The organism is Bifidobacterium polysaccharolyticum, assembly GCF_016101585.1.
Taxonomy (GTDB): domain Bacteria; phylum Actinomycetota; class Actinomycetes; order Actinomycetales; family Bifidobacteriaceae; genus Bombiscardovia; species Bombiscardovia polysaccharolytica.
In genome coordinates this window covers 1-1183 of sequence record NZ_JACFQG010000012.1, presented here as the reverse complement: position 1 = coordinate 1183, position 1183 = coordinate 1, and the positions used below count along the sequence as shown (strand labels likewise).

Annotated in this window: 1 protein-coding gene; it reads left to right on the top strand. The window is 55.1% G+C overall.

The features are described from left to right. Window positions 1–112 precede the first annotated feature (112 nt). On the top strand, window positions 113–1159 hold the full coding sequence (locus H3T90_RS08810) for a LacI family DNA-binding transcriptional regulator (RefSeq protein ID WP_198230271.1): 1047 nt from the start codon (window positions 113–115) through the stop codon (window positions 1157–1159). Window positions 1160–1183 lie beyond the last annotated feature (24 nt).

The window sequence follows — 1183 nt, the reverse complement described above, 5'->3', positions numbered from 1 at the left end:
GATGTGTATTCGTTGCGCAAATTTGCATCTATTATTCGTCTTAGTCTGAATAACTATCTACCATTTATGTAATGATTGGAAATAACAAAACTATCGTTTCGCGGGGAAGACAATGAATACACGACTTGCCGACATAGCCGAGAAGGCCGGAGTGAGCCAGGCCACAATCTCTCGTGTCATCAATAACAAACCGGGGGTATCGGACGACACAAGGAACACCGTTCTGAACACCCTATCCTCCATGGGAATGTCCAAGGAGCGCCTGCAGCGCAGCGGCACCCGCCTGGTTGCCATTATCGCGCCAGATTTGTCCAACCCGATTTTTCCCAAGTTCATCACCACCCTGGTCACCCTCCTGGCCCAACACCAACTTCTGCCCATCGTCTGCGTTTACACGCCGTCAGGAACATCGGAGGCCGGCTTTTTGACCATGTTGCAAGGTCAACCCTTGAGCGCTGCGATCTTCCTGGCTGGAAGCTATGACACCAAAGACACCAACCTGTCCATTTACCGAAGTCTTACCGACCGGAATATCCCTTGCGCATTCCTCAACAGCACCCCGCGTAACATGGACGGCCTCTTCGTCGGGACCGACGATGAGGCGGCCATCACTATGGTCCTTCATCACCTGATCGATCTGGGGCACAATCGGATCGGACTCCTACTCGGCGACAGGAACCACTACCCCTCCATCCTCAAGCACCAGGCGGCCCAACGATTGTTCAAGGAGAAAGGTTTCAGCCCCGACCAGGCCCCTACAGCCTGGACCACCTATGGGGTGGACTCCGGCAGGATGGCTGCCCGGACCCTTCTGGAACAGGGCGTCACTGCCATCGCCTGTGCAAGTGATCAGTTGGCCCTGGGTGCCATACGGGCCGCACGGAGCATGAATCTGTCCGTCCCCGGCGATGTCTCTGTCGCCGGATACGACGACTCCCCCTTCATGAGTGACATATCCCCCTCCCTGACTTCGGTCCACCAGCCGGTCGACAAAATCTGCCAGTCCATGGTCAACGGGGTCCTGGCTATGATGGACAACCGCAAGCTTTCCAGACGGCGGGATGTGCTCATGTTCGAACCGGAGCTGGTTGTCCGTGAATCCACTGGCAGGGTCAGCCCCATCCCAACTGATGCTGCAAGAGATTTGAATAGACACTGAATATTTGCGCTCTAATTTCCTTTT

Excerpts from the sequence above, each read along its gene's own strand:
- H3T90_RS08810 (WP_198230271.1), top strand. The coding sequence starts at position 113 with ATGAATACACGACTTGCCGACATAGCCGAGAAGGCCGGAGTGAGCCAG.